16 protein-coding genes and 1 tRNA gene are annotated in these 19443 nt (G+C 69.0%); 11 read left to right on the plus strand and 6 right to left on the minus strand.

Annotated features, from left to right (window positions below):
- Positions 1–20: 20 nt before the first annotated feature.
- The 3 genes from EDD54_RS01520 to EDD54_RS01530 form a co-directional block, all read right to left on the minus strand.
- The gene (locus EDD54_RS01520; RefSeq protein ID WP_126537233.1) at positions 21–437 is read right to left on the minus strand and encodes a four-helix bundle copper-binding protein; all 417 of its coding nucleotides are present in this window, start codon (positions 435–437) and stop codon (positions 21–23) included.
- Positions 438–513: 76 nt separating this feature from the next.
- Positions 514–1827, minus strand: a complete 1314-nt coding sequence (locus EDD54_RS01525; RefSeq protein WP_126541744.1) for an aspartate aminotransferase family protein — start codon at positions 1825–1827, stop codon at positions 514–516.
- Positions 1828–1856: 29 nt separating this feature from the next.
- Positions 1857–2915, minus strand: a complete 1059-nt coding sequence (locus EDD54_RS01530; protein ID WP_166653421.1) for a phosphotransferase — start codon at positions 2913–2915, stop codon at positions 1857–1859.
- 204 nt (positions 2916–3119) lie between these two features.
- On the opposite strand from EDD54_RS01530, the gene EDD54_RS01535 reads away from it, so the two are divergent.
- Both EDD54_RS01535 and EDD54_RS01540 read left to right on the plus strand, forming a co-directional pair.
- Entirely contained in the window at positions 3120–5366 is a 2247-nt protein-coding gene (locus EDD54_RS01535) for a calcium-binding protein (RefSeq protein ID WP_126537229.1), read from the plus strand.
- Positions 5367–5467: 101 nt separating this feature from the next.
- Positions 5468–6502, plus strand: coding sequence for a calcium-binding protein (locus tag EDD54_RS01540; protein WP_126537227.1), 1035 nt, complete (start codon positions 5468–5470; stop codon positions 6500–6502).
- Positions 6503–6877: 375 nt separating this feature from the next.
- Here the strand turns inward: EDD54_RS01540 and EDD54_RS01545 are convergent, their stop codons facing one another.
- Positions 6878–7645 carry an SDR family NAD(P)-dependent oxidoreductase gene (locus tag EDD54_RS01545; RefSeq protein ID WP_126537225.1) on the minus strand — a complete coding sequence of 256 codons (768 nt, stop codon included), beginning with the start codon at positions 7643–7645 and terminating at the stop codon, positions 6878–6880.
- A 126-nt stretch (positions 7646–7771) separates the two neighbouring features.
- Here EDD54_RS01545 and EDD54_RS01550 point away from each other — a divergent pair, with 126 nt between their 5' ends.
- A complete protein-coding gene (locus tag EDD54_RS01550) occupies positions 7772–9499 on the plus strand; it encodes an IlvD/Edd family dehydratase (protein ID WP_126537223.1) in 1728 nt (575 codons plus the stop codon).
- A gap of 598 nt (positions 9500–10097) precedes the next feature.
- On the opposite strand, the gene EDD54_RS01555 is transcribed toward EDD54_RS01550, so the two are convergent.
- Together EDD54_RS01555 and EDD54_RS01560 are read right to left on the minus strand one after the other, a co-directional pair.
- Positions 10098–10907, minus strand: coding sequence for a GIY-YIG nuclease family protein (locus tag EDD54_RS01555; RefSeq protein WP_245515610.1), 810 nt, complete (start codon positions 10905–10907; stop codon positions 10098–10100).
- 87 nt (positions 10908–10994) lie between these two features.
- Positions 10995–11088 (minus strand) — tRNA-Ser (locus EDD54_RS01560).
- A 537-nt stretch (positions 11089–11625) separates the two neighbouring features.
- On the opposite strand from EDD54_RS01560, the gene gatB reads away from it, so the two are divergent.
- The 8 genes from gatB (at position 11626) to EDD54_RS01600 (ending at position 19299) form a co-directional block, all read left to right on the plus strand.
- Positions 11626–13107 (plus strand): Asp-tRNA(Asn)/Glu-tRNA(Gln) amidotransferase subunit GatB, encoded by a 1482-nt coding sequence (gene gatB, locus EDD54_RS01565; protein WP_126537221.1) that lies wholly within the window; start codon positions 11626–11628, stop codon positions 13105–13107.
- On the plus strand, positions 13104–14420 hold the full coding sequence (locus EDD54_RS01570) for an MFS transporter (RefSeq protein ID WP_245515611.1): 1317 nt from the start codon (positions 13104–13106) through the stop codon (positions 14418–14420). The genes gatB and EDD54_RS01570 overlap by 4 nt, the downstream gene beginning before the upstream one ends.
- A gap of 145 nt (positions 14421–14565) precedes the next feature.
- Complete coding sequence (locus EDD54_RS01575) at positions 14566–15345, plus strand: motility protein A (protein WP_126537219.1); 780 nt, start codon at positions 14566–14568, stop codon at positions 15343–15345.
- A 28-nt stretch (positions 15346–15373) separates the two neighbouring features.
- Complete coding sequence (locus EDD54_RS01580; RefSeq protein WP_126537217.1) at positions 15374–16243, plus strand: flagellar motor protein MotB; 870 nt, start codon at positions 15374–15376, stop codon at positions 16241–16243.
- Positions 16244–16339: 96 nt separating this feature from the next.
- Positions 16340–16978, plus strand: a complete 639-nt coding sequence (locus tag EDD54_RS01585) for a glutathione S-transferase family protein (RefSeq protein WP_126537215.1) — start codon at positions 16340–16342, stop codon at positions 16976–16978.
- Between the two features lie 161 nt (positions 16979–17139).
- Positions 17140–17847 (plus strand): glutathione S-transferase N-terminal domain-containing protein, encoded by a 708-nt coding sequence (locus tag EDD54_RS01590; RefSeq protein WP_126537213.1) that lies wholly within the window; start codon positions 17140–17142, stop codon positions 17845–17847.
- A 333-nt stretch (positions 17848–18180) separates the two neighbouring features.
- Entirely contained in the window at positions 18181–18447 is a 267-nt protein-coding gene (locus tag EDD54_RS01595) for an SEL1-like repeat protein (protein WP_126537211.1), read from the plus strand.
- 165 nt (positions 18448–18612) lie between these two features.
- Positions 18613–19299: an orotate phosphoribosyltransferase gene (locus EDD54_RS01600; RefSeq protein ID WP_126537209.1), complete on the plus strand. Its 687-nt coding sequence runs from the start codon at positions 18613–18615 to the stop codon at positions 19297–19299.
- The last annotated feature ends 144 nt before the right edge of the window (positions 19300–19443 follow it).

The raw sequence follows: 19443 nt of genomic DNA on the forward strand, positions 1-19443 counted from the left end.
CGGCGCCGGCGCTCTCTCCCTCAGATCACCACGCGCGGCGCCATGCCCTCCGCCGCCGCGCGGCAGGCCTCCGCGCAGGTGCGGCAGGCGTCGCGGCAGATGCGGCAGTGCTCGTGCATGCCGGCGTGGGCGTCGCATTCGTCGGCGCAGAGGTCGCAGGCCTCGGCGCAGGCGGCGAGCATGGCGCGGACGACCGGCGTGTCGGAGCCGGTGCGCCGGCTGGCGATGCGGCCGGTGGCGGCGCAGACGTCGGCGCAGTCGAGGTCGGTGCGGATGCATTGGACGAGGTCGGCGACGGCGTCCTCGCCGAGGCAGGCGTCGGCGCAGGCGGTGCAGGTCTGGGCGCAGTCGTAGCAGGCCTCGACGGCCCGGATCAGCGCGACGTCGACGCCGCCGCGGACCTGCGGATGGCTGGCGATCATGATTTCGGCGTGCATGGCGGATCTCCGTTCTCGGGGTTTGGCCGGTCGCCGACCAAACCGGGGCTCCCCGCGAACGTTCCCCGCCGGGGCGTCAGCCTGTCCCGAGACCGGCCATGACCGCGTCGAGGCGGTCGAGGAAGAGGTCGGCGTGCGCGCGCCGGAACACCAGCGGCGGGCGGATCTTGAGGACGTTGGCGCGCGGTCCGGTGGCGCTGATCAGCACGCCGGCCTCGCGCATCCGGTTGACGATCCGGCCGGCCGCGGCGGCGTCGGAAGTGCGGCCGTCGCGGTCCGAGACGACCTCGACGCCGACGAAGAGGCCGGCGCCGCGGACGTCGGCGAGGGCGGCGTGGCGGGCGGCGAGGGCGCGGAGGCCGTCCGTGAAGTAGGTGCCGACGTCGCGGGCGTTGGCGATCAGCCCCTCGTCCTCGATGACGTCGAGCACCGCGGCGGCGGTGGCGGCGGCGACGGTGTTGCCGCCGAAGGTGTTGAAATAGCGCGCCTTGCGGCCGAATTCGGCGACCAGCTCCGGCCGCATCGCGAGCCCGGCGACCGGGTAGCCGTTGCCCATCGGCTTGCCGAGGCTGACGAGGTCCGGCACCACGCCGTGGCGGGCGAAGCCCCACATGCCCGCGCCGAGCCGGCCGAAGCCCGGCTGCACCTCGTCGGCGACGAACAGGCCGCCGGCAGCACGGATCGCCGCGACGGCACCGGCGAGGAAGCCGGGCGGATCGGGGAAGACGCCGTCGCTCGAGAACACCGTGTCGACGATCAGCGCCGCCGGGCGGATGCCGTGGCGCGAGAGGTCCGCGGCGGCGGCTTCCACCGCGGCGGCGAAGGCGGCGCCGACGTCGCCGGCCCCACGGAAGCCGTCGGGCGCCGGGACGGTGCGCACGTGCGGCCCGAGATCGACGCCGGGCCCGAGCGAGGGCGAGATCTCGGCCGCCGCGGCGGTGACGCCGTGATAGGCGTTCTCCGTCACGATCAGCCCGGTGCCGCCGGTGACGACGCGCGCGAGCCGGATCGCGAGGTCGTTGGCCTCGCTGCCGGTGCAGGTGAACATGACGTGGCCGATCTCGGCCGGGAAGGTCGCGAGCAGGCGCTCGGCGTAGTCGAGCACGAGGTCGTTCAGGTAGCGCGTGTTGGTCGAGACCGCGGCGGCCTGCCGCGCCATCGCCTCGACCACGCGCGGGTGGCAGTGCCCGAGCGAGGCGACGTTGTTGTAGGCGTCGAGATAGGCGCGGCCGTCGGCGTCGTAGAGGAACACGCCCTCGCCGCGGACGACGTGGACGGGATGCTCGTAGAACAGCCGGTAGGCCGGGCCGAGTGCGCGGCGGCGCCGCTCCACCATCGCCTCCTCGGCCGGCGTCAGCGCGGCGCGGCCGGGGACGAAGGCGTTGACCATCCGGGCGGGCAGGTCGTCGGTCACGGCGGTCACTCCCGGGTGCAGGCGCGGGCGATGCGGGCGCGCGCCGCCGCGCGGTCGGCGGCGGCGAGGCGTGTCAGGCCGGCACGGGCGGCCGGCACGTTGCGCAGGATGTAGGTGGCGTTGCCGGGCTCGCGCGCGGCGCGCACGGCGGTCACCGCGACGGTGGTGACGAGGCGGGCGGCGACGAGGTCGGCGAGCACGGCGAGTTCGTCAGCCGCGAGCGGCCGGACCCGGTGGTAGGCCGCCGCGAAGGCGGCGATGCGCTCGACCGGGTCGGCGTCGCCGACGTGGTAGGACGCGGCCACCGCGACGTCGGCGACGAGGGCGGTCGCGACCGCGTCGCCGAAGTCGATCACCCCGGCGACGCGATCGGGCGCGGCGGGATCGACCAGGAGGTTGTGCGGGTTGAAGTCGTTGTGGACGACCTGCCGGCGCAGCCGCGGCAGCACCGGCGCCACCTCCGCGGCGAAGCGGTCGAGCACCGCCGCGGCGAGGGAGCGCAACTCGGGGTCGTCGATCGCCGGCAGGAGGCCGACGAGGCGGTCGGCCCCGGCGACGTCCCAGACCAGCCGGCGCTCGGCGCCGGGGTGGACGAGGCCGTCGAGCGCGGCGGCGAGCCGGGCGAGGCAGCCGGCGACGGCGCCGATCCGGCCCGGGCCGGCCGGCACCAGGTGCAGCGGCGTGCCGTCGAGATAGGTCAGCAGCCGCACCCGGCTGTCGCGGCCCTCGGCGAGGCGCAGCACCGCGTCGGGCGCGCCGTCGCGCGTCGGCACGATCCGTGGCACCGGCAGGCCGGGATCGCGGGCGGCGACGTGGGCGAGCACGGCGGTCTGGAGTTCGCCAGCGGCGGCCGGCTCGGCCGGATTGGCGAATTTCAGCACCAGTCGGCGGCCGTCGTCGGCGGCGAGGAGGAAGTTGCGGTCGCGCTCGCTGGTCAGCGGCGTCAAGCGGCCCGAAACGCCGTAGAGCCGCGCCGCCACCGCCGCCGCCTCGTCGACGCCGACGTCCGGCGGCGGGGCGGCGAACTCGGCGCCGAGGATGTCGGTGGGGTCGAAGCTCGCCACGCGCCGCGTCGCCTCCCTCGCGACCGGCGGCCCGTTCCGCCGGCGCCCATGGATAGCCGGTCGGGTGGGGGGACGGGAAGGGCCCGTGGGCGGGGCACCGACGGCGCCGGGCGGCCGTGACATGCGCGTGAAACGAGCGTCGGCTGCCCTTGACACATCTGAGGCTGAAGGCGATGACTACCACGGGTAGAATGGGGGCGGTGAATGACAGAATACAACAAGCAACTATCCGGCTGTAAAGACGGCAGGGGATCCGGACCATTTTCGCATGTGCAGACCATTGGCCTGACGTCGGGCGAGTTGTCCGTGCTCGAACGCACGCCGCAGTACTTTATCGGAATCAAAGGCTGTACGTGGGACACGGTCTTCTGGTCGTCGAGCGTGGTCGGAACCGACACCAATCTATTCGGCAGCAAGTATGAACAGGCGAATATCGATTGGGCCGCTGCGAAGTTCAAGGATCAGACCAGCCTGAGCGCACTGGTCGCGTGGTCCACCGAGGGCGCATCGGGTAGCTGGGTCCAGGTTCAGTTCATCGCGTCCGATCCGAACGAGAAGACCATTCGATTTCCCAGTGAAGCGGTTCCGAACTATGCCGTCGGAGCGCCGCATGGCGTTGCATTGTCGGGACCCAATCTCACGGCTATCAGCGCCAAGACACTCAATCTCGCGGTCTGGAGCAAGTTCGATCCCCTCGAGAGCAACTCGTCGAATGTCCTCGGACAGTTCATCGATTCGGACGCCACGCTCTTCGGGGCGACCTTCGCCGTGGCCCGCACAAGCCCGGGCTATCAGGGCGAACCGGCCGTGGCCGCTCTCGAGAATGGACAGTTTGCTGCGGCCTGGAGCGGGTTTTCTTCGATCGACGAGACCCGGACCGATCGCGACATCTACCTTCGAATCGTGAAGCCCGCCGATCTGAATGCGAACCCTGAGATCCTGGTCAATACGAAACTGACCGGCGACCAGACGATGCCGAAGATCGCCAGTTTTGGACCGGATCGCTTCATCGTCCTGTGGAACACGGGGAACGCGACCCAAGTTGCGGACGCCAGTGCGGAAAGCTTCGTCGCTGTCAACTCTGGGAACGACATCGCCGGTCGCATCTTCAACAATGCGGGCACTGCTCTGACGGCGGAGTTCAACATCACCACGGATGCGCTCGACAACACGGACGTGTCGGTCGTCGCGCTGGACGGGTCCACCTTTGCCGCTGCATGGTCGAACGTGACCTATGACGGTACGGGCAAGCCGGTAGACGTGGAACTGAACGTCGAACTGTTCGATGCCACCGGCGCACCATTGACGGGTCATCAATTGCCCATCAGCAGCATAGGCGCAATGACCTCGCCGGCCTCGATCGACGTCCTGTCGGACTGGCGCTTCGTCGTGAGCTGGGCGGAAGGAAAGGACATCATGACCACCGTCTACGACACCCGGACCACCGGCAAGACCATCAAGGGCACGGGTGGCGACAACAATCTGATGGGCACCGACGAACCGGATCGCATGTACGGCTACGCCGGCAATGATTGGCTCGTTGGCAAGGGCGGCAACGACCTTCTGATCGGCGGTCCCGGAGCCGATCAAGTCCAAGGTGATCTTGGAAACGACACCGCCAGTTACGCGGATGCGAAGGCGGGCGTCGTAGCCAGTCTCTACACCGGTGTCGGATCCGAAGGTGATGCTGCCGGGGATGTACTCATCGCGATAGAGAATCTGACGGGATCGAAATTCGCCGACACGCTGACCGGATACTACGATCCGAACATTCTCAAGGGCGGAGCCGGTAACGACAAGCTCTACGGTCTCGACGGCGATGACCAGCTCTACGTCGGCATCGGCACGGACCTCGCCGACGGCGGACCGGGCACGGACCTCGTCTCCTATCTCGGCGTCGGCCGCGGCGTCACGGTGGATCTGCAGACGCCCTCCGCCAACAAGGGCGAGGCGCTCGGCGACAGCTACGTCTCGATCGAGGACGTCGGCGGCACCGGCTACGCCGACGTGCTCTACGGCAGCACCGTCCGCAACCGCCTGGTCGGCTACGGCGGCGCCGACAAGCTCGACGGCCGCGGCGGCTCCGACTTCCTGGTCGGCGGCCCCGGCAAGGACGTGCTGACGGGCGGCGTCGGCGGCGACTACTTCCGCCAGTTCTCACCGGGAGAGGGGCCGGACACGGTGGTCGACTTCTCGCTCGCCGAGGGCGACAAGGTCTCGATCGACGCCGCGGGCTTCGGCGGCACGCTCGCGGCCGGCGCGCTGCCGGTCTCGGCGCTGGTGAAGGGTTCCAATCCGGTGCCGCCGTCGACCGCGTCGGTGTTCCTCTACGACACCGACACCGGCCAGATCTTCTTCGACGTCGACGGCACCGGCTCGCAGCCGAAGGTCGAACTCATGACCCTGGTCGGCGTCCCCGCCATCGACGTGGGCGATTTCCAGGTGTTCTGAGCAGCGCGACCGAGTCGGCGAGGACGACGACCTCGCCGGCCTCGATCGACGTCCTGTCGGATTGGCGCTTCGCCGTTAGCTGGGCGGAAGGAACGAACATCATGACCACCGTCTACGACACCCGCACCACCGGCAAGACCATCAAGGGCACGGGTGGCGACAACAATCTGATGGGAACCGACTATGCCGACCGGATGTACGGTTACGCCGGCAACGATTGGCTCGTCGGCCAGGGCGGCGACGATCTCCTGATCGGCGGGCCGGGTGCGGACATACTCGACGGAGGTCTCGGATCAAATACGGCCAGCTTTGCGGATGCAAAATCCGGCGTTGACGCGAACCTCTATACGCGGACCGGAACTCTTGGAGACGCAGCCGGCGACGAATACAGAGAGATCGTGCATTTGACTGGCTCGAAATTTAGCGATGTCCTTACGGGAAATCCATACTCGAACATTCTCAAGGGCGGTGCCGGCAACGACAAGCTCTACGGTCTCGACGGCGACGATCAGCTCTACGTCGGCATCGGCACGGACCTCGCCGACGGCGGGACTGGGACGGACCTCGTGTCCTATCTCGGTGTCGGCCGCGGCGTGACCGTGGATCTGCAGACGCCGTCGGCCAACAAGGGCGAGGCGCTCGGCGACAGCTACGTCTCGATCGAGGACGTCGGCGGCACCGGCTACGCCGACGTGCTCTACGGCAGCACCGTCCGCAACCGCCTGGTCGGCTACGGCGGCGCCGACAAGCTCGACGGCCGCGGCGGCTCCGACTTCCTGGTCGGCGGCCCCGGCAAGGACGTGCTGACGGGCGGCGTCGGCGGCGACTACTTCCGCCAGTTCTCACCGGGAGAGGGGCCGGACACGGTGGTCGACTTCTCGCTCGCCGAGGGCGACAAGGTCTCGATCGACGCCGCGGGCTTCGGCGGCACGCTCGCGGCCGGCGCGCTGCCGGTCTCGGCGCTGGTGAAGGGTTCCAATCCGGTGCCGCCGTCGACCGCGTCGGTGTTCCTCTACGACACCGACACCGGCCAGATCTTCTTCGACGTCGACGGCACCGGCTCGCAGCCGAAGGTCGAACTCATGACCCTGGTCGGCGTCCCCGCCATCGACGCGGGCGACTTCCAGCTGTTCTGAGCGGGGACGGGCTGCGAGGGCGGTCACCGCATCTTCGACCCTCCCCTCGCGAGAGGGTCGGCGCGGAGCGCCGGGGAGGGGCGTGGGGCGTGTGGCGCGATGTCGGGAAGACGTCGCGGCGGTGGAGGCGGACCCCACCCCGCCGGCCTTCGGCCGTCGACCCTCCCCACGAGGGGGAGGGTAAAGTGGTGGCGCCGTCGCGGGGCAGGGGACAGCCCTTGGTGGGGTGACGGTCCCCTCGGGGCCCTCATACCAGTCCCGCGAATTCCCGACTCGTCGGGAATTTGCGGGCTTTCGGCCATCCGGCCGGCGCCCGGTCGGGCGCTCCTCGCTCGCAAAGCTCCGACCAGAGGTCGGAACTTTGCGAGCTCGGTATCAGCTCCAGCCGCCGTCGACGGTGAACTCCTGGGCGGTGCACATCTTCGCGGCGTCGGAGGCGAGGAACAGCGCCATCTCGGCGATGTCGTGCGGCATCAGCCGGTCGGGGATGCACTGTCCCGCCTCGATCTCCTTCTCGGCCTCGGGCGTGACCCAGAGCTTCAGCTGCCGCTCGGTCATCACCCAGCCCGGCAGCAGCGTGTTGACGCGGATGCGGTCGCGGCCGAAGTCGCGGGCGAGGCCGCGGGTGAGGCCGTGCACGGACGCCTTGGCCATGGTGTAGGCCGGCATGCCGCCCTGGCCGAGCTTCCACGAGATCGAGCCGAAGTTGACGATCGAGCCGCCGCCGGCGCGCGCCATCATCGGCCGCACCGCCTGGGCGGTGAAGAACATCGGCCGCTGGTTGATCGCCATGCGGTCGTCCCAGTATTCCGGCGTCACCGTCTCCGGCGCGTGGCGCTGGTCGTTGGCGGCGTTGTTGAGGAGGACGGTGACGTCGCCGAACGCGTCGGCGGTCGCCGCCACCGCCGCCTGCAGCGCGGGCACGTCGCGGATGTCGCAGGGCACGAACAGCGGCGCGCGGCCGTGCGCCGCCTCCAGCCGCTCGACCAGGGCGCGGCTCTCCGCCTCCGCGATGTCGACGAAGCCGACCCGGGCGCCCTGCGCCACGAAGGCCTCGGTCAGGGCCGCGCCGATGCCGCTGCCGCCCCCGGTGACGAAGACCGTGCGATCGGCGAGGTCGGGATAGATGGCAGGCCGGGTCATGGAAGCTCCAGGTATATCCGAAAAGGTATCACAAACACGCGGAAGCGAATTGGACGGTTATAGGTTAGCATTGATAGCGTCGTCGTCAAACGCCGGTGACGGGAGCGCCGGCCGGGAGGCGGCAAGATGAGCGACGAAAAGCCGAAGCTGCGGAGCGCCGATTGGTTCGGTCGCCGCGACAAGAACGGCTTCATGTACCGCAGCTGGATGAAGAACCAGGGTCATCCTCACGACATGTTCGAGGGAAAGCCCGTCATCGGCATCTGCAACACCTGGTCGGAACTGACGCCCTGCAACGCCCACTTCCGCGAATTGGCGGAGTGGGTGCGCCGCGGCATCCTGGAAGCCGGCGGCTTCCCGCTGGAATTCCCGGTCTCCTCGCTCGGCGAGAGCCAGATGCGGCCGACGGCGATGCTGTTCCGCAACCTCGCCGCCATGGACGTCGAGGAGGCGATCCGCGCCAACCCGCTCGACGGCGTCGTGCTGCTGATGGGCTGCGACAAGACCACGCCGTCGCTGCTGATGGGCGCCGCCTCCTGCGACATCCCGGCGATCGGGCTCTCCGGCGGGCCGATGCTGTCCGGCCGCTACCAGGGCGGCACGCTCGGTTCGGGCACCGGCATCTGGGCGATGTCGGAGGACGTGCGCGCCGGCCGCATGACCTACGAGGAATTCACCGCCACCGAGTCCTGCATGCACCGCTCCAAGGGCCACTGCATGACCATGGGCACCGCCTCCACCATGGCCTGCATGGTCGAGGCGCTCGGCATGAGCCTGCCGGGCTGCGCCGCGATCCCGGCGGTCGACGCCCGCCGCAACACCATCGCCCAACTCACCGGCCGGCGCATCGTCGACATGGTGCGCGAGGACCTCCGGATGTCGAAGGTGCTGACCCGCGCCGCCTTCGAGAACGCCATCCGCGCCAATGCCGCCATCGGCGGCTCGACCAACGCCGTGATCCACCTGCTCGCGCTCGCCGGCCGGATCGGCGTGCCGCTCGAGCTCGCCGACTTCGACCGCCTCGGCAGCGAGGTGTCGTGCCTCGTCGACCTCCAGCCCTCGGGCCGCCACCTGATGGAGGACTTCTACTACGCCGGCGGCCTGCCGGCCGTGCTGCGCGAACTGAAGGAGAAGGGCCTGCTCGCCGAGGCCGCGGTCACCGTCGCCGGCACCACCATGGGCGACAACGTCGCCGACGCCGACAACTGGAACCGCGACGTCATCCACGCCTACGACGAGCCCTTCAAGGCGCATTCGGGCATCGCGGTGCTGAAGGGCAACCTCGCGCCCGACGGCGCGGTGATCAAGCCGTCGGCGGCGAGCCCGCATCTGCTCGTCCACCGCGGCCGCGCCGTGGTGTTCGCCTCGATCGAGGACTTCCGCGCCCGCATCGCCGACGAGACGCTCGACATCGACGAAACCTCTGTGATGGTGCTGCAGAACTGCGGCCCGAAGGGCTATCCCGGGATGGCCGAGGTCGGCAACATGCCGCTGCCGCCGAAGGTGCTGCGCAAGGGCGTCACCGACATGGTGCGCATCTCCGACGCGCGCATGAGCGGCACCGCCTACGGCACCGTCGTCCTCCATGTCGCCCCCGAAGCCGCCTCCGGCGGCCCGCTCGCCCTCGTCCGCGACGGCGACGTCATCGCCCTCGACGTCCCCAACCGCGCGCTCACCCTCGAGGTCTCCGACGAGGAACTCGCCCGCCGCCGCGCCGACTGGACCCCGCCGCCCGCGCCGGCGAGAGGGTGGGCGAAGCTGTACGTCGATCACGTGCTGGGGGCGGACAAGGGCGCGGATTTGGACTTCCTGGTGGGGGGCGGTGGGACGCCGAAGTTGCGGGACAGCCATTGAGGGGTCACCCAGCAATTATCGCTTGGCTTAAGGCAAGCTCCAAAGACAGCGTGTCGCCGTTTGGCGACCCGATCATTCCGGGCCCCTATGCGACTGTCGTCAATGTGGACAACAACGACGTTGGACACTTCGACTATTCGGCTTTGTTCGCGCAAGGCGTCTTGCCGATCTTGACGTCGCAAGCCGTGTCGGTTGCTGTTGATCTGACGCCACCACAAGTACAATGCAAGGTTTTCGAGCGCGCCTATAATGTCGTTTGAAAGATAGAACAAGGAAAAATTCCGAAGGTTGCCGTCGTAGGCCTGCAAAAGACGGGCATAAGCATTCAAGCGGTGTTGAACCCGGCCAGGCTTGGAAGCTTGGACGTGACCGCGCGCGGCGTGCTGGCGTTGCCGCTGTACGCATTTTCCGACGTACAGATTGAACGGGTTTGGGAAAAGCTTCCGTTGGTCTGAATTCGGCCTGGGCGGGTACTGGTACTACCCCTGTCTTGGCCGTGGGGGTGGATCGTATGCGCCCCGATCCGCCGCTCTTAGCCCGCCAACCGCCACGCTGTCGGGCTCTTTCGCATCGACGCGCGGAAAGCAGGCTTTCAAGGTCACTGAAACTTGCGCTTCTTGAAAGCCGCTATGTCCTGCGAAGTCAGCTTGAACCATTCCCCGTTCGCCCGGCGATCCGCGAAACGGCGGTGCCAATAGGCTTCAATGCCGGGCGGATCATCGGTACGGATCGTGTGGAACAATTCGGCCTTGTCGGGTAGAGCAATGGTGATCGACTTGAACCGTCGTTCCGCATCATCGCTGCGGCCAATCTTGTAGAATTCACCAGATTTGATGAGGTACACAAAACCATCAATGGGCTTCGATATACTTTGCCGTCGCAATACATCGCTGCTCTGTTCAGGCAACATCGCGGAAATGTCGGATAGAGCCGGATCGGCCGCTACGTGTTTGGCAAGTTCCGCGATCATGTCGGATCGACGGCCAAAGTTGCTTTTTATGACATTCGGATGCGGAACCAAAGGATTGGTTCGTCGTAAAATCTCAAGTTCGGATTGGGTTGGCAAATGCCCGTAGTGGCGACATGCCACAATTATCCCGGAAAGGACCGCATTCGCGTCTGACTTGCCGTTCCAATCGTTCGGTTCAAACCCAGCTTCCTTGAGCGCGTCGCCCCATCGTGCCCAATGCCGACCCCGCCATTGATGTTCATCAATGGCCGTCTCCTTGGCGAACAACCTCTGGCCCGGTGCTTGCCCGCCATTTGCCGTAGCTAACCGACGAATCTCTTGAAGAATGAAATCACGCATTCTTGCAACAAAGATGACTCGCAAAGCGGACGAAATACCCGTCAAACCGGCCGCATCATTGCGCCATTGTTGACGCGCGATCCGCCAAGTGTGGCACATCATCCCATCGGCGCCGCCCGAACTCCGACGGTAATTCGTTAGTAGTTTATCTGAAATCTGAAATTCGTCAATAAAATGTATATGTGCTGGCGGAGTCGGAGGGATTCGAACCCTCGATACGGGTTTACGCCCGTATAACGGTTTAGCAAACCGCCGCCTTCAGCCTCTCGGCCACGACTCCGTTGGCGGGAATGCCTAGAGGAAGGTCGAGGGGCGGTCAACCCCTTCGGCGGCGAAGGGCGCGTTCGGCGGAAAGGGGAGACCGCCGCGCCGTGTGCGGGACGGCGGCGGCGGTCTCCGATCCGGCGGCCGGGGAGGGCGCGGCCCGCGGTCGGGGGCGGCGTCGGTCCGCTCCGCGCTCCCGCCCGCAACGCCGGGCGGGTGTGGCGCGGCGGGTCTGCCGGGGTCGCGTCGGCCGCCCACTTTCGAGGGCGTCGTGTTCCGCGCGGTCAACGCGGCCGGGGCGCGGCGGTTCCGCGGGGGGCGCGGCTTTCGGGTGGGACGCGTCCGCCCCGCGCACCATCGCCGGCGATCACCGCGACGCCCGGAACGTCCCGGGTGACCCACCCCGTCCGCCGTGCGGTCGCCGGCTTGCCGCGCGGGGGCAAACGCGCTATCGCCCGGGATCGACGCACGTTCCATATCGCGCGTCGCGCGCGGGGGCGGCCGGGGGCCGGTGCCCGCGCGCGACGGCCATCCCCCAAGGGGCCGAGAGACCATGACCATCGGGCAGCGCATCGCCGATCCGAAGCAGTTCCTGAAGGGCGCCACCGGCGACTGGGAGATCGTGATCGGCATGGAGGTGCACGCGCAGGTGACCTCCGCCTCCAAGCTGTTCTCGGGCGCCTCGGCGTCCTACGGCGGCGCGCCCAACGCCCACGTCAGCCTCGTCGACGCCGCGATGCCGGGCATGCTGCCGGTGATCAACCGCGAATGCGTGGCGCAGGCGGTCCGCACCGGCCTCGGCCTCAAGGCGCAGATCAACACGTACTCGGTGTTCGACCGGAAGAACTACTTCTACCCGGACCTGCCGCAGGGCTACCAGATCAGCCAGTACAAGCAGCCGATCGTCGGCGAGGGCGTCGTCACGGTCGACCTCGAGGGCGGCACGTCGATCGAGGTCGGCATCGAGCGGCTGCACCTCGAGCAGGACGCCGGCAAGTCGATCCACGACCAGCACCCGACCATGTCGCACGTCGACCTCAACCGGTCGGGCGTCGCGCTGATGGAGATCGTGTCGAAGCCGGACCTGCGCTCCTCGGAGGAGGCCAAGGCCTATCTCTCCAAGCTCCGGACCATCCTGCGCTACCTCGGCACCTGCGACGGCAACATGGAGGAGGGCTCGCTGCGCGCCGACATCAACGTCTCCGTGCGCAAGCCCGGCGGCCCGCTCGGCACCCGCTGCGAGATCAAGAACGTCAACTCGATCCGCTTCGCCGGTCAGGCGATCGAATACGAGGCGCGCCGCCAGATCGCGCTGATCGAGGACGGCGGCACGGTCGACCAGGAGACCCGGCTCTACGACGCCGGCAAGGGCGAGACGCGCTCGATGCGCTCCAAGGAGGAGGCGCACGACTACCGCTACTTCCCCGATCCGGACCTGTTGCCGCTCGAGCTCGACCCGGCCTGGGTCGCCGAACTCGGCGCCCATCTGCCGGAGCTGCCGGACGAGAAGAAGGCCCGTTTCGTCGCCGACTACGGCGTCACGCCCTACGACGCCATGGTGCTGACGCTGGAGCGCGCCTCGGCCGACTATTTCGAGGCGGTCGCCAAGGGCCGCGACGGCAAGGCCGCCGCCAACTTCATGATCAACGAGCTGTTCGGCCGCCTCAACAAGGAGGGCCTCGGCATCGAGGAGAGCCCGGTCTCGGCCGACCAGCTCGGCGCCATCGTCGACCTCGTGCGCGACGGCACCATCTCGTCCAAGCTCGCCAAGGACCTGTTCGAGATCGTCTTCACCGAGGGCGGCGACCCGCGCGCGGTGGTCGAGGCCCGCGGCATGAAGCAGGTCACCGACACCGGCGCGATCGAAAAGGCGGTCGACGACGTCATCGCCGCCAACCCGGACAAGGTCGCCCAGGCCAAGGCCAAGCCGACGCTGGCCGGCTGGTTCGTCGGGCAGGTGATGAAGGCGACCGGCGGCAAGGCCGCGCCGCAGACGGTGAACGACATCGTCAAGGCCAAGCTCGGCATCGAGTGAGCACCGGCGCGCCGATGCCGGGGGAGGGCGAGCGGAGCGAGTCGGGCGCGGGCGCGGAGCCGCACGCGCTGCTCGCGGGCTCGGTCGAGGCCGAGCCGGCGCCCCCGGCCGCCCGCATCGCCGCGGGCACGCCGGCGTTCCGGCGCCTCAACGCCGGCCTGTTCGCCGCCGGCTTCGCCACCTTCGCGCTGCTCTATTCGGTGCAGCCGTTGCTGCCGCTGTTCGCGGACGAGTTCGGCACCGGCGCCGCCGGCGCCAGCCTCGCACTGTCGCTCTCCACCGGCACGCTCGCCGTCGCGCTCCTGGTGGCGAGTTCGCTGTCGGAGGTCACCGGCCGCAAGCCGGTGATGCTGGCGGCGCTGTTCTCGTCGGCGATCCTCACCCTCGCCGTCGCCCTCGCGGACGACTGGTCCGTGCTCCTGGCGCTGCGCGCCGCGACCGGGCTGGCGCTCTCGGGCCTGCCGGCCGTCGCCATGGCCTTCCTGGTCGACGAGGTCGACCGGCCCGCGGTCGGCCGCGCCATGGGGCTCTACATCGGCGGCAGCGCCATCGGCGGCATGAGCGGGCGGCTGCTGGTCGCCCTCCTCGCCGATCACTTCGGCTGGCGCGTCGCCCTCGGGGTGACCGGCGCGGTCGGGCTCGTCGCCGCCGTGCTGCTCTGGCGGTTCCTGCCGCCGGCCCGCCACTTCGTCGCGCGCCGGCCGGACGTGCCGGCGCTCGCCCGCTCGCTGCTCGCCCATCTCGGCGACCGCGGCCTCGTGCTGCTGTTCGCCGAAGGCTTCCTGCTGATGGGCGCCTTCGTGACGCTCTACAACTACCTCGGCTTCCGCCTGCTCGCGCCGCCCTACGGGCTCGGCCACGGCGCGGTCGGGGCGATCTTCACCACCTACCTCTTCGGCACGGTCGCCTCGGCGTGGATGGGCACGCTGTCGGACCGCTTCTCGCGCCGGCGGGTGCTGCCGGCCTCGATCGCCGTGATGGCCGCCGGCCTCGGCCTGACGATGCTGGCCGATCTCGCGGCGATCGTCGCCGGCGTCGCGCTGTTCACCTTCGGCTTCTTCGGCGCCCATTCGGTCGCCTCCGGCTGGGTCGGCCTCCGGGCCGAGACCGCCAAGGCGCAGGCGTCCTCGCTCTACCTGCTCGCCTATTACGCGGGCTCGAGCCTCGCCGGCACGGCAGGCGGCCTGCTCTGGACCGCCGGGGGCTGGACCGGAGTCGCCGGCTTCGTCGCCGCGCTGACGGCGATGGCGATCGGGGTGTCGTGGCTGCTCGCCCGGACCCCGCCGCCGGCCTGGATGCGGCGCGCCGGCTGACCGATCCGCCGTGCCGGAAAGCATTAACCACCTTCCTTAAGCGTGCCTTAGCCGCGATTGCATAGCGTGCGAGCAACGGGGAAAGCGCGTAGGCCCGGCCCCGCCGGGACGCGCGCCGCCTTCGCCCTTCGCCCGCGGAGCTCTCATGGATCTCGGTACTGTCCTCGGCGTCGTCGGCGGCTTCGGCGTCCTCTACGGAGCCGTGCTGCTCGAGGGCTCGAGCATCGGCATGTTCATGAACCTGCTGGCCACCGTCGTCGTGTTCGGCGGTGCGACCACGGTCGTGCTCGGGCGCTACACGCTGAAGACCTTCCCGCAGGCCTTCTTCGGCGGCATCAAGGACGCCATCCTCTACAAGAGCCACAACGCCATCGATCTCCTCGACGAACTCACCGAGATCGCCGAGGTCGCCCGCAAGCAGGGCCCGCTCGGGCTCGAGAAGGTCGAGATCCACGAGCCCTTCCTGAAGCGCGCGGTGCAGATGATCGCCGACGGTTACTCGGCCGAGACGATCCAGCACGTGCTCGAGCGCGAGCGCGACCTGCAGTACGAGCGCCTGCACATGGCCCACACCTGCTGGGCCAAATACGCCGAGGCCGGTCCGGGCATGGGCATGATCGGCACCATCATCGGTCTCGTGTCGCTGTTCGCCCACATGTCGGACCCCAAGCAGATCGGCCCGGCCATGTCGATCGCGCTCCTGACCACGCTCTACGGCGCCGTCGTCGGCAACGTCATCGCCGGCCCGATCGGCGACAAGCTCGGCAACCGCGCCGCCCACGACGCGGAGATCCAGTCGATGATCATCGACGCGGTGATCCTGATCCGGGAGAACAAGAGCCCCAAGCAGGTGCGCGAGGAACTGCTCGCCTATCTGCCGCTGAAGCACCGCAAGTCCGCCGAGGCGGAGAAGGAAGCCGCCTGATCGGCGCGCGGACCATCCGGGAGGGACGATGTCGGGCGGTGGCAAGAAGAAGGGCGGCGGGGGCGGCGGCGGTCACGGCGGCGGCTGGGTCATCACCTTCGCCGACCTGATGGCGCTCCTGATGGCGCTGTTCGTGATGATCGTGTCCTTCTCGAACCAGGACGAGCAGAAGCTGCACGACGCCGCCGGCTCGATCCGCGACGCCTTCGGCTATCAGGCGATCGCCAAGCCGGCCGGCATCATCGAGCGCAACGGCCTGCCCATCCGCAAGTTCGCCCGCGACACCCAGCCGGTGACGATCGCCGACGCGGTCGAGTTCGCCACCACCTCGAACGACCAGTTCGAGGTGCAGGGACCGGAGGTCAACACCAATCGCTTCGAGAAGTCGGCCGAGAACCGGCCGCGCGAATACCTGACGGCCGCCGCCTCGCTGCGGCAGGCGCTGCAGGACCTGCCGGACTTCGCCGAGATCTCCAAGCAGATCATGGTGTTCGAGGACGAGGACGGCATGCACCTGTCGATCGTCGACCAGGACGGCCGCGCCATGTTCGCCCCGCAGTCGCGCTATCCCAACGAGCGCATGCGCGTCATCCTCGGCCGCATCGCGCCGGTGATCCAGCAGATGCCCGGCCGCCTGAAGGTGGTGGGCCACACCGAGGCCACCGGCGTGCCGGCGAGCCCGGGCGGCCCGGCGTGGCAGCTCTCGTCCGACCGCGCGGTCTCCGTCGCCCAGATCCTCGGCGAATACGGCCTGTCGCCCGACGACCTCGCCGGCGTCACCGGCGTCGCCGACACCGACCCCCTGTTCCCCGACGACCCCTTCCTGTCGTCGAACCGCCGCGTCGAACTGGTACTCCAGCACGAGAAGCCGCCGCTGCCGGGCGACGACCTGTTCTGAGCCGCGACCGCGCATCCCCTCGCCAGCGCCCGGACCGCGGGCTATGACGGGGGCGCTGCGCCCCCGCCACGGGCGCGCCGGGGAGGGACTGGGGACATGGCCGTACGATTTCGCCTCAACGGACACTTCCTGTCGGGTCCGACCTACAAGGTCGGCCTGATGCTGACGCTGTCGGGCGAGCCCTTCGCCTTCAAGATGGTGAATCTGATGGCCGGCGAGCACCGCGGCCCGGACTATCTCGCCAAGGCGCGCTTCGGTCAGATCCCCTGCCTCGAGGACCTCCAGAACGGCCGCCGGCTGGTGCAGTCGGCCGCGATCCTCGACTATCTCGCGGACCGGCTCGGCCGCTTCGGCGGCGCCTCCTACGACGAACGCCTCGAGGCGCGCGAGTGGATGTTCTGGGACTTCGACCGCCTCGCCGCCCCGTTCTACCGCACCCGGATGATCGCGATCGGCTTCGCCAAGGTGCACGAGGAGGTCGCCGCCGACGTGCGCCGCGTCGCGGAGGCCGGCATCGCCACGCTGGAACGCCACCTCGCCGGACGCGACTGGCTGGTCGGCGACCATCCGACCATCGCCGACCTCGACGTCTACGGCGTGCTCGCCTTCGCCGGCGAGGCGAAGATCGATCTCTCCGCCTGGCCGGCCGTGGCCGCCTTCGTCGCCCGCGTCGAGGCGCTGCCGAACTTCGGCCGGCCCGCCGACGTGCTGCCCAAGGCCGACCGGCCGGCCTGACCGCGGCCGTCACGACGGTTTGACCAGTTCGCTGCTTCCGAACAACGGGAATGGGCGCTAGACCTTGCGTGCGGGGCGGTTCGTCCTACCCTGCCGCGAGGTGGTGTCCGGACATCGAAGCCGGGCCGCCGCGCCGATGTCCCGAGGAACGAGGCCGCACCATGACCGTCACCCAGACTGCCCCGATCGAGGTCCACTACTGGCCGACGCCGAACGGCCACAAGATCACCATCCTGCTCGAGGAGCTCGGCGTTCCCTACGAGCTGAAGTTCGTCAACATCTCCAAGGGCGACCAGTTCAAGCCCGAGTTCCTGGCGATCTCGCCGAACAACAAGATGCCCGCGATCGTCGATCCCGAGGGCCCGGACGGCCAGCCGATCGCGGTGTTCGAGTCGGGCGCCATCCTGCAGTATCTCGGCCGCAAGTTCGGCAAGTTCTATCCCGCCGAGGAGCGCGCGCGCGTCGCGGTGGACCAGTGGCTGTTCTGGCAGATGGGCGGCTTCGGTCCGATGCTCGGCCAGTTCCACCACTTCGCGATCTACGCGCCGGAGAAGCTGCCTTACGCGATCGACCGCTACACCAACGAGGCGCATCGGCTCTACGGCGTGCTGGAGAAGCAGTTGCGGGACAACGAATACGTCGCCGGCGACTATTCGATCGCCGACATGGCGATCATCGGCTGGGCCAAGGTCTGGGAGCGCCACCCGGTCACCGCCGAGGAGTTCCCGTCGGTGATCGACTGGGTCAACCGGGTGGTCGCGCGGCCCGCCGTGCAGCGCGCCTACGCCATCCAGACCCCGACGCCGCCGACCAACCTCGCCGACGACAAGGAAGCCCAGAAGGTCCTGTTCGGCCAGCGCGCGCGCTGACGCCCGCACGAGTGTCCGGCGGACGGCGATGCCGCCCGCCGGAGTCCTTCGACCGTCGGCCACGGAAAAATCCTCCGACCCTGCGGCGTGGTGAAGAGACGGTTTCGACGCGCCCCCCGATTCCTGGTCCTGTCCGATGGAAATTGCGCGGAATTCTCCGGAATTCGTGGTTTCCGGGGTGTGAAGATAACGTCGCATTCAAGATTGATTCGTCCAAAATTAAGCGAGACCTTTAGGTCCGCGTTCAATTCCCGGCGCCAACATCGAGACATCTTCGGAACACGAAGAGCCGAGGCGAAAGATCTCGGTGATCAAGAGCAGGGAAGCAAAATCATGGCTCGTCTCGATACCGCTTCGGCGGAAGGAATCGTGGAAGGTCAGGCCGCCACCGGCGACATCCTCTTCCAGCTCGGCGTGATGTACTCGACCGGCCGCACCGTGCCGCTCGACTACGTCGCCGCCCACAAGTGGTTCAACCTCGCCGCCATGCGCGGGTCGTCCGAGGCCGCGCAGCACCGCCGCGAACTCGCCTGCGAGATGTCGCCGAGCGACGTCGCCGCCGCCCAGCGCGAAGCCCGCGAGTGGCTGGCGCGTCATTGACCGCGACGCCGCTGCGCAGCGCAGCTCCAGGGACCTCCAGAGAACCTCCGCGAGACGGCGGCCCGACACCCCGGGGCCGCCGTCTTCGTTTTCGCGGCCGGTAGCCCTCGCGCGCGCCCGGTGCTATTCCCGCCCGACGGACGACGCCGGCAAGGGGACGATCGGATGGACAGGGCTTTCATGGCCGCGCAGACGGCGCGGATGCTTCTCGAGGTGAAGGCGATCCAGTTCAACGCGGAGAAGCCGTTCATCTTCACGTCGGGCTGGGCGAGCCCGGTCTACACCGACTGTCGCAAGCTGATTTCGTTCCCGCGCCTGCGCAAGCGGCTGATGGGTTTCGGCGAGGAGGTCATCCTCTCCGAGATCGGCGCCGAATCGCTCGACGGCGTCGCCGGCGGGGAGACCGCGGGCATCCCCTTCGCCGCGTGGCTGGCGGACCGGCTCGAGCTGCCGATGCTCTACGTCCGCAAGAAGCCCAAGGGCTTCGGCCGCAACGCCCAGATCGAGGGCGACGTGCGCGAGGGCGCCCGGGTGATCCTGGTCGAGGACCTCGCCACCGACGGCCGCTCCAAGCTGGTGTTCACCGACGCCATGCGCGCCGCCGGCCTCGTCGTCGAGCACACCTTCGTCGTGTTCCACTACGGCATCTTCAAGGAGAGCACCGAGGTGCTCGCCGAGCAGGGCATCCGCCTGCACGCGCTCGCCACCTGGTGGGACGTGCTCGCCGAGGCCAAGCGCTCCGGCGCCTTCCCGGCCGCCACCATCGACGCCGTCGAAGCCTTCCTGCACGATCCAGCCGGCTGGTCCGCCGCCCACGGCGGCCGCGCCTCGGTGGACGCCCCGGCCGGCTGACCGGCCGGCCACGCCCCGCGCGGCGCCCTCGGCGGAAAGGCCGAGGGTGGCCGCACGCGAATGAGGTGGCCGCAGCGTCGGGACCCGTTGACGGCGGGCCCCGAAGCGCGGCAGGTGGAATCGGTCGGCGGGGGCCGACTCGGG

The sequence above is a fragment of the Oharaeibacter diazotrophicus genome, from assembly GCF_004362745.1.
Lineage (GTDB): Bacteria > Pseudomonadota > Alphaproteobacteria > Rhizobiales > Pleomorphomonadaceae > Oharaeibacter > Oharaeibacter diazotrophicus.

Excerpts from the sequence above, each read along its gene's own strand:
- EDD54_RS01580 (WP_126537217.1), top strand. The coding sequence starts at position 15,374 with ATGTCGGGCGGTGGCAAGAAGAAGGGCGGCGGGGGCGGCGGCGGTCAC.
- EDD54_RS01590 (WP_126537213.1), top strand. The coding sequence starts at position 17,140 with ATGACCGTCACCCAGACTGCCCCGATCGAGGTCCACTACTGGCCGACG.
- EDD54_RS01600 (WP_126537209.1), top strand. The coding sequence starts at position 18,613 with ATGGACAGGGCTTTCATGGCCGCGCAGACGGCGCGGATGCTTCTCGAG.
- EDD54_RS01555 (WP_245515610.1), bottom strand. The coding sequence starts at position 10,907 with ATGTGCCACACTTGGCGGATCGCGCGTCAACAATGGCGCAATGATGCG.
- EDD54_RS01585 (WP_126537215.1), top strand. The coding sequence starts at position 16,340 with ATGGCCGTACGATTTCGCCTCAACGGACACTTCCTGTCGGGTCCGACC.
- EDD54_RS01535 (WP_126537229.1), top strand. The coding sequence starts at position 3,120 with ATGACAGAATACAACAAGCAACTATCCGGCTGTAAAGACGGCAGGGGA.
- EDD54_RS01545 (WP_126537225.1), bottom strand. The coding sequence starts at position 7,645 with ATGACCCGGCCTGCCATCTATCCCGACCTCGCCGATCGCACGGTCTTC.
- EDD54_RS01525 (WP_126541744.1), bottom strand. The coding sequence starts at position 1,827 with ATGGTCAACGCCTTCGTCCCCGGCCGCGCCGCGCTGACGCCGGCCGAG.
- EDD54_RS01520 (WP_126537233.1), bottom strand. The coding sequence starts at position 437 with ATGCACGCCGAAATCATGATCGCCAGCCATCCGCAGGTCCGCGGCGGC.
- gatB (WP_126537221.1), top strand. The coding sequence starts at position 11,626 with ATGACCATCGGGCAGCGCATCGCCGATCCGAAGCAGTTCCTGAAGGGC.
- EDD54_RS01540 (WP_126537227.1), top strand. The coding sequence starts at position 5,468 with ATGACCACCGTCTACGACACCCGCACCACCGGCAAGACCATCAAGGGC.
- EDD54_RS01575 (WP_126537219.1), top strand. The coding sequence starts at position 14,566 with ATGGATCTCGGTACTGTCCTCGGCGTCGTCGGCGGCTTCGGCGTCCTC.
- EDD54_RS01595 (WP_126537211.1), top strand. The coding sequence starts at position 18,181 with ATGGCTCGTCTCGATACCGCTTCGGCGGAAGGAATCGTGGAAGGTCAG.
- EDD54_RS01550 (WP_126537223.1), top strand. The coding sequence starts at position 7,772 with ATGAGCGACGAAAAGCCGAAGCTGCGGAGCGCCGATTGGTTCGGTCGC.